The organism is Caldimonas sp., from assembly GCF_046291045.1.
GTDB lineage: Bacteria > Pseudomonadota > Gammaproteobacteria > Burkholderiales > Burkholderiaceae_C > Caldimonas.
Genome location: NZ_JBKBSL010000002.1, coordinates 126,639 through 133,119 on the forward strand (window position 1 = coordinate 126,639; position 6,481 = coordinate 133,119).

At 63.1% G+C, this 6,481-nt stretch carries 8 protein-coding genes; all 8 read right to left on the reverse strand.

Features of this window, described 5'->3' with window-relative positions; all coding sequences use genetic code 11:
- Positions 1-286: 286 nt before the first annotated feature.
- Positions 287-907: a recombinase family protein gene (locus ACK4ZD_RS01550; protein WP_409657779.1), complete on the reverse strand. Its 621-nt coding sequence runs from the start codon at positions 905-907 to the stop codon at positions 287-289.
- 216 nt (positions 908-1,123) lie between these two features.
- Positions 1,124-2,386 (reverse strand): zonular occludens toxin domain-containing protein, encoded by a 1,263-nt coding sequence (locus ACK4ZD_RS01555; protein WP_409657782.1) that lies wholly within the window; start codon positions 2,384-2,386, stop codon positions 1,124-1,126.
- A complete protein-coding gene (locus ACK4ZD_RS01560; RefSeq protein ID WP_409657784.1) occupies positions 2,383-2,727 on the reverse strand; it encodes a DUF2523 family protein in 345 nt (114 codons plus the stop codon). The genes ACK4ZD_RS01555 and ACK4ZD_RS01560 overlap by 4 nt, the downstream gene beginning before the upstream one ends.
- Positions 2,728-2,730: 3 nt before the next feature.
- Positions 2,731-4,161: a hypothetical protein gene (locus tag ACK4ZD_RS01565; RefSeq protein WP_409657787.1), complete on the reverse strand. Its 1,431-nt coding sequence runs from the start codon at positions 4,159-4,161 to the stop codon at positions 2,731-2,733.
- Positions 4,162-4,265: 104 nt separating this feature from the next.
- Complete coding sequence (locus ACK4ZD_RS01570) at positions 4,266-4,400, reverse strand: hypothetical protein (RefSeq protein ID WP_409657790.1); 135 nt, start codon at positions 4,398-4,400, stop codon at positions 4,266-4,268.
- A 62-nt stretch (positions 4,401-4,462) separates the two neighbouring features.
- Positions 4,463-4,678 carry a hypothetical protein gene (locus tag ACK4ZD_RS01575; protein WP_409657793.1) on the reverse strand — a complete coding sequence of 72 codons (216 nt, stop codon included), beginning with the start codon at positions 4,676-4,678 and terminating at the stop codon, positions 4,463-4,465.
- A 260-nt stretch (positions 4,679-4,938) separates the two neighbouring features.
- On the reverse strand, positions 4,939-5,259 hold the full coding sequence (locus ACK4ZD_RS01580) for a hypothetical protein (RefSeq protein ID WP_409657795.1): 321 nt from the start codon (positions 5,257-5,259) through the stop codon (positions 4,939-4,941).
- A gap of 7 nt (positions 5,260-5,266) precedes the next feature.
- The coding region (locus tag ACK4ZD_RS01585; protein ID WP_409657798.1) for a phage/plasmid replication protein, II/X family at positions 5,267-6,481 on the reverse strand (1,215 nt) is incomplete at its 5' end.

A 6,481-nucleotide genomic window follows, 5' to 3' on the forward strand; every position in this document is an offset into this window, starting at 1 on the left:
GGCGAGAACGACGCGGGAGCGTCAGCAGGATGGAGGCTCGCCGCCGAGGGCGATCCGGGGCAGGGCTGTGGTTAAATTATGTATTTTGCACATTTCGCCCACGAAACCCCGGCACTGGCCGGGGTTTCTGTTTCAGGGGCGCAAAAATGAGAACAGGACAACGAACGCGCCGCCCAGTGCGATCCAGAAAAGGAAAGCCCGTACAACGAGGGGGAGCCTGGGGACGCCGATTCGGGCACGCCGGGCGCGGAAGAAGCGGGGGCGTGTCCATCTCCAATTCCAGGCCCTAGCGTCCTGATGACCGCGCTGCTTGTCCTTGTCCTTGTAGTGGTCCCTGTACCAATCCCTGTCCTGGTATCCCACGAGTTCCCCCGATCCTTCGTAAAGCCTTGTTGACGCTGGAGGGATGACACCCGAAGCGCCTGGCGATCTCGGACTGATTATGCCCGGCAGAGGCGAGGCGTCGCACTGCGACCAGGTCGAGCTTAGGCGGGCGGCCAAAGCGGACACCTCGCCGGCGGGCAGCCTCGCGGCCGGCTTGACAGCGCTCGCGGATCACGGCTCGCTCGAACTCGGCAAAGCTGCCGAGCATGTGCAGAAGCATGCGACCGACCGGCGTTGCTGTATCCAGGGGCTCGGTCAAAGACCGGAAGGAAGCGCCAGCGTGTTCGATTCTGGCGAGAATGCGCAGAAGGTCGACGAGGCTGCGGGCGAGACGATCGACCTTGTACACCAAGACGACATCGCCGGGCCTGAGACAGTACAACAGGGCCTCAAGAAGGGGCCTATGGGCCGCCCCACTGCGTTTTTCCTCGAAAAGCCGATCGACGCCTGCCCGGTGCAAGGCGTCGCGCTGCAAGGCCGTTTCCTGATCGTCTGTGGAGACCCGGGCGTAACCGAAAAGCATTGTCTGTACTACGTCACGCCGTGGTGCATCTTGATCCCCCTTCGGAGGGATCAAGATGCGAAGCTGTTGAGAGCGCGCAGGGGTCTGGCTGGTGCGTGCGAAGCCCTGGAGCACGCGAGGAACCGGCGTCGATGAGGAGAGGCTGCCGCCCTGCGGGCGTGCCTTGAAGCACGGGCCTCCGGCGACCGGGGGCTACGCCCCCAGTACCCCCTGACGCTACGCGCTGGACGCCACGGGCTGAGGTGGGGCGTCACCTTCCTTCGGCGACCTGCGGCCAGGAGAGGGAACATTGGCTTGAATCGCAGGAGCATCGCAGGTGACGGCCACCTGGCGGGGGCCGAAGGTGGCGACACCGGCGCAGGCGGTGAGACCCTGCCACCGGTACCCGGCCTGCTGTAGCTCATCGGAGGTCAGGCGCTCGACGACAACCCCGCTTTGAGAGACGACGAGCGTCCAGACCTTGCGGCCTCGCATCTCGAGCATGCCAGTGAGATGCAGCGTCTTGTCGCCGTAGGGCTCGGGGTACGGCATCGAGGGAGCATCGTTGGCAGGACTCGGCAGCTCTGCCGATGGCTGACCAGACGAAGCGGGAGATGAAGGGGGCGACGACGGGCTCGCCGTAGAAGGACGTAAAGGCGCGTGAGAGAAGTGCTGCACTTTGCCGGCAGGCTGACCCTTGATCGCCTGCTGCGCCTGGGACATAGGACTGGTGGCCTGACCGGTGGAGAACATGAAGGCGACGATGGCGAAGCAACCGATGGCTCCGTACACGCTCCAGTGCTTCCAGAGCGGCTTGACATCAGAGGCGTTGAGTTCCTGGGCAGCTTGGCCCTGCGTGTGGGAGCGGTAGAGCTTGAAATACTCCGGCTTGTAGCGGCGGATCGACTCGTTCATGACCTCGCCGCGAATGCCGTCTTGGACCTTGCGCGTGTAGGTGTTGGCGCTGCCGAAAGCGATGTTCTTGCGCACTCGATAGACGACCTGCACAAGGTCCCGAACTGCCGCGCTGATCTTACCGTAGCTCTGGGTGATGAGGAGGACATCCGCGTTGAAGTGCCGATGCAGGCTGTACCACTCCTCTACAGCGCGATCGGTGAAGCGGACAGGCAGAGCGAGGTGGCACTCGTCGATGACGTACAGCGGGCCGATGCCCTTGTCGGGGTGGCGCCAGGTGTCGTAGTAGTCCCACACGCCGCCGAAGACGCGGGCGCCTTCAGGTGGCGGTTCCTGGTGCCCGTCGGCGAATAGCTGGAAGGCGCCGGAATCGGAACCGGGGTCCCAACGGCCAAGGATGGGCTGCGGGCGAACGCGAAGCTCAAGAAGACCGCGAAAAGAGGGGTCGATGGCGGCGTAGGCATCGAGGTTGACCGGTAGGTTCGTGATGACCTTGCGGCCTTGCTTCAAGGCTTCGAGGATGTGAAAGACGTTGGCCTCGTAGCTTTTGCCGCCGCCGGGCGCGCCCAGAAGCAAATTGATCATGAGCCGAGCCTCGTGAAGGGGATCAACTGCAAGAGCAGGCGGGTGGTGATGGCGCTGCCGATGATCACCATGGCGGACCCGAGACCGCAGGCGGCCAGCACTTCAGCCACCTGGGCGGGAAGCTGCCCGAAACTCGCCGCGTAGTGGGTAATGGCGCTGAAGTCGAGTACCTGCACGACGCCCAGGGCGATGTCGAGGACCTGCTCGAAGACCCAGCAGGCGATGTCGGAGAGGAGATCAGACGCGGCCTGAAAGACCTTGATGAAAAGCTGGCCGATCCACTGTAGGGCGGCCACGATCTTTCCGAGCACGTAGCCGATGGCTGTGACGATGGCTTGCATGCCTCAACCTCCGAAGATGAGCTTGCGAGCGGTGAACAACGCCGTGCAGATGAAGATGAGCCGGATGGCGGCCCAGACCCAACACGGGATGCTGATGTCGTGGGTGCCCCATGGGCCTAGGGGCAGGGTCCAGACAGGGCAGCCGGTGGAACCGAGGGAGGGAGTAAGAGCGGGGATGATGGCAAACAGCGGGGACTCAAGAAAAGCGGCGCGCTTCTCAGCCCACACCCCGGCCATGCCATCGGGATACCGCCGCTCATAGAGATCGGGCACGGGAGGAAGCGCAGGGTCTTGCGGAAGCGAGACCTCAGGATCGGGGCGCACGTCATCGGTTTCGGTCGACGACTGAGAGCCGTCAGGGTTGGTCGTGGTCGTGGTCTGAGTGATCACGACACGGCTGTTGTTGTAGGTGTAGTTGTAGGTGGTGTTGGTGGTCGTGGTGCCCTGCGGCGTGGTGGTGGTCGTGGAAGGCCCAGGAGAAGACGAGGGGCCGGTCATTTGAGTGCCGCGTTGATCGCTGGTGACTTCGCCGCCCCTGTTGACGATGTCGTCAAAGATGGGCGGCATATTGTTGGGCGCAGGAGGAGAAGCCTGAAGCTTGGGCTCCACGTCGGTGTGCCAGGTACCGGGGCGGTAGGAGCCGGAAGGACAAGCGCCGTTGGTCGGACGCACAGTGCCACGACCTTGGTTGTCATAGCACCAATCTTCGTCGAAGCGATAAATGTTGAAACGGAAGTTGTCGTTGGTGAAAGTAGAACCGTTCCAGACGGCTTGCTGAAGGCCAATGCATGAGGGGAGGCTAAAATCTCGATTCTCAACGCGCTGTAGCTCGAAACGCCAGTCTGTATAGCCAGGCTCGGCGAGATAACGGGCCCTGGCCTGTTCCGCCCAAGCACGACACGCGGATTCTGGGGTGGCATATGGAGGGAGCGAAGAATCCTGGGCGGTGCGCCAGACTGTGGTTCCGTAAGTCTCACCTGGGGTATACACCTGCCAAAGAGTGTCACCGTGACACATTGCGTGACCCTCTTGGGGGCAGGGAGTAGGCTGAAGACCGCGCGATGAGAAATATTCGGAAAGTGCCTGGGCTCCGCTGACGAGCGCTCCGATTTGGGACAAGCGGCCGATAGCGCCAACCATGGACGACCAAGGGAATCGGGTTGTGGCGGTGAAGGTAGGGGCAGGCTCAAAACCAATTCGGGGGGTGTAGTTGCCTCGCACGGCAACGCCGTCGCCGCCAGGGTTGTCGTTGACGACGACATCAGCAGCAACGCCGCCGACCTGAGCAGCGCCAGCGATGGCCTCGATGACGTTGCCACGGTGATCGAAGGTGTAGGTGTAGCCGCGCCTCCACGTGACGGCTTCAGCATCGGGGGCGACAAGCGAAACGGCGGCCAACAGTGCCGCCGTGGAGAGTCTGAGTGAGGAGAACATCAGCGACCCTTGCCGAGAGCGAGCAGGAAGGCGAACGCGCTCATCGCGCCGATGATGGCGATGAGCCCCCAAAAGACGACGATGAGCGCGCCGCTCAGCATGGCTTAGGCTTTCTTCACGCCACGCTTGCCGAGATCCACGGCCTTGAACGCCAGCGCGATGCCGACGATGGCCACGCCGAGCGTGCCGACCCAGGTGGCGACGGTCGAGAAGTCAACAGCACCGAAGATAGCTTCCATGTGAATTTCCTTTCTGAAATGAAACCGGGGAACCGCCCCGGCAGCGGGCGGGGAGAAGGCCCCTACGCCTTTCGCACGGCATCAACCACGATGCCGGTGCAGTAGCCGAAGAACCAGAACAGGATGACGACGGCGAAGCCCCAGCCCCACACCTCGAAAATCGCGGCGGGCGTCACGCCGAGGTCCGCAGGTGCAAGCAGTTCCTCGATGGCGACCCAGGATTGAGCCTCCGGAGGACACGGCTGCGCATCCGTGGTGCAGGTCAGGATGGACGGCATGACTCACCCCTCAACGTCGTCCAGATCGACATCCGGGAATGCCTCCGATGCGGACGTGCCGCACCAGGGACAGCAGGGCCCATCGCCGTCGTCCGAAAGCTCGTGATAGAGATCGACGACCGAGCCACACGCTTGACACAAGCACTCGTATCTCATGGATCACTCCGAAAGCTCCCAGGCCACCCATCGCGCGATGCAGTGCACGAGGAGAGGGACGACCAGGAAGCCTGCGAAGGAAAGAAGGGGGAACGCCGAGACCATCACGCCACCGACTTCACGGGTTGAGCCTTGACCACATCGAAAGGGCGCACGTCGAGGACGACCTCACGGCTTTCGCGGCCGTTGCCGACACGCTCGGTGTCGATGTCGGCCAGGAACGGCAAAGGCAGGTGCTCGATGCGCTTGACGAGTTCGGAACTGGGAAGACGCAATTCCTCAGTGAACACGCCCTTGGCGAACTGCTGTGGGCCGTTGCGGGAATCATCGAGCTTGATTTCGATGTAGAGCTTGCCGCTATCGATGGGCTTGCCGTCCATCGACCCCTGAAAGCGCTTGAAACCGACGACTTTGAAACGTGCCATGTTGACCTCATGCTGCGAGTTGGTACCAGGAGGGAATCTCGGCCGGGCGCAACTCGATCACCCGGACACGAGGAGTGAACGGCTTGACATTGCGAACGGCGATGTCAATGCCGTAGGGGAGAAGCTCGCGACGATGGCGATAGAAGGTCGCGCGGCTGAGAGAACGCGACACGTCCATACCTGCCATGTAGTCGCGCGCGGTGGCGCGAAGGTGCTTGGGCAGGTCGTCGAGGTCGTCCGTGGATTTCTCGGCGCGCTGCATCACTTCGGTGTGCTCTTGAAAGAGCCTCAGCAGTTGACCCATGGCCCAGCCGCTTTCGTAATCGCCCAGGAACGCAGCCCCCGTATCGGTCAGGGCGTTTGACCGGAGGGTTCCTTCGAAGCGCACGACGCCGCGCGTGGCGCAGTGCTCAATGACTCGTGAGAGGTGCTCATCAGGCAGGCTGGCGTGGCGGCGAAGCTCCAGGTGCTTGATGTAGGCTTTCCAGTACTGCCGACGGCTGCCCGTTCCCCAGGCGACGGTCTCGCCTTGACCGAGAACGCGCCCCTCGTGCCGTCCGGCGTGTTGGCTGCCCAGGTACTGCATGACGGCGTGGGCGTCGGCCTCGCTCCCGGCCTCGAAGTTGGCGGTGACGTCGATTCGGCTGATGCGCGCGCCGGTCCATTCGTACCGAACCTGACCCTTCACGATGCGCTCGATGCGCTCACCGGGAGTGAACGGGGGAAGCCCATAGTGAGCGAGGACGCGATTAACGCGGTCGAGGCACGTCCAAAAGTCGAAGCCGAACAGGTTGTCGGGACGGCCGAACCGGCTGACGTTGCCAGAGAAGGTGACCCGGTACCCGTCGCATCGCACGTTGAGGCTAGTTTCAAAGCTGCCCTCGTGCTTCACGGCCCGCACGGTTTTCCAATCCAGTTCACCGTCGGCGGTGAAGCCCGCGACACACCCGGCGTCCACCTGAGGAAGACCGCCCTGAGGATGCACCTGCGAAATCGAGAGCCAGTCCACGAAAAAGGGCAGGGGCTGACCGGGAAAGACGCGGGCAACGGGCTTGAGATATCGCGGGAAAAGACGGGCGTGAGTCTCACCGGTGAGACTTTCGGGACGTGTTACTAGCACGTCCCGCCCCACCCCGCCCGGGCAGCCCCCCCCCGCAAGCGGGGTCCCCTCCCGGCCGGGGTGGGATCGATCTTGGAGGGTGAAGACCGTCATGCGGCCGCC

What these genes read in the sequence shown, in the direction of transcription:
- ACK4ZD_RS01565 (WP_409657787.1), bottom strand. Translation starts at nt 4,161, where the DNA reads ATGTTCTCCTCACTCAGACTCTCCACGGCGGCACTGTTGGCCGCCGTT.
- ACK4ZD_RS01570 (WP_409657790.1), bottom strand. Translation starts at nt 4,400, where the DNA reads ATGGAAGCTATCTTCGGTGCTGTTGACTTCTCGACCGTCGCCACCTGG.
- ACK4ZD_RS01550 (WP_409657779.1), bottom strand. Translation starts at nt 907, where the DNA reads ATGCTTTTCGGTTACGCCCGGGTCTCCACAGACGATCAGGAAACGGCC.
- ACK4ZD_RS01560 (WP_409657784.1), bottom strand. Translation starts at nt 2,727, where the DNA reads ATGCAAGCCATCGTCACAGCCATCGGCTACGTGCTCGGAAAGATCGTG.
- ACK4ZD_RS01575 (WP_409657793.1), bottom strand. Translation starts at nt 4,678, where the DNA reads ATGCCGTCCATCCTGACCTGCACCACGGATGCGCAGCCGTGTCCTCCG.
- ACK4ZD_RS01555 (WP_409657782.1), bottom strand. Translation starts at nt 2,386, where the DNA reads ATGATCAATTTGCTTCTGGGCGCGCCCGGCGGCGGCAAAAGCTACGAG.
- ACK4ZD_RS01580 (WP_409657795.1), bottom strand. Translation starts at nt 5,259, where the DNA reads ATGGCACGTTTCAAAGTCGTCGGTTTCAAGCGCTTTCAGGGGTCGATG.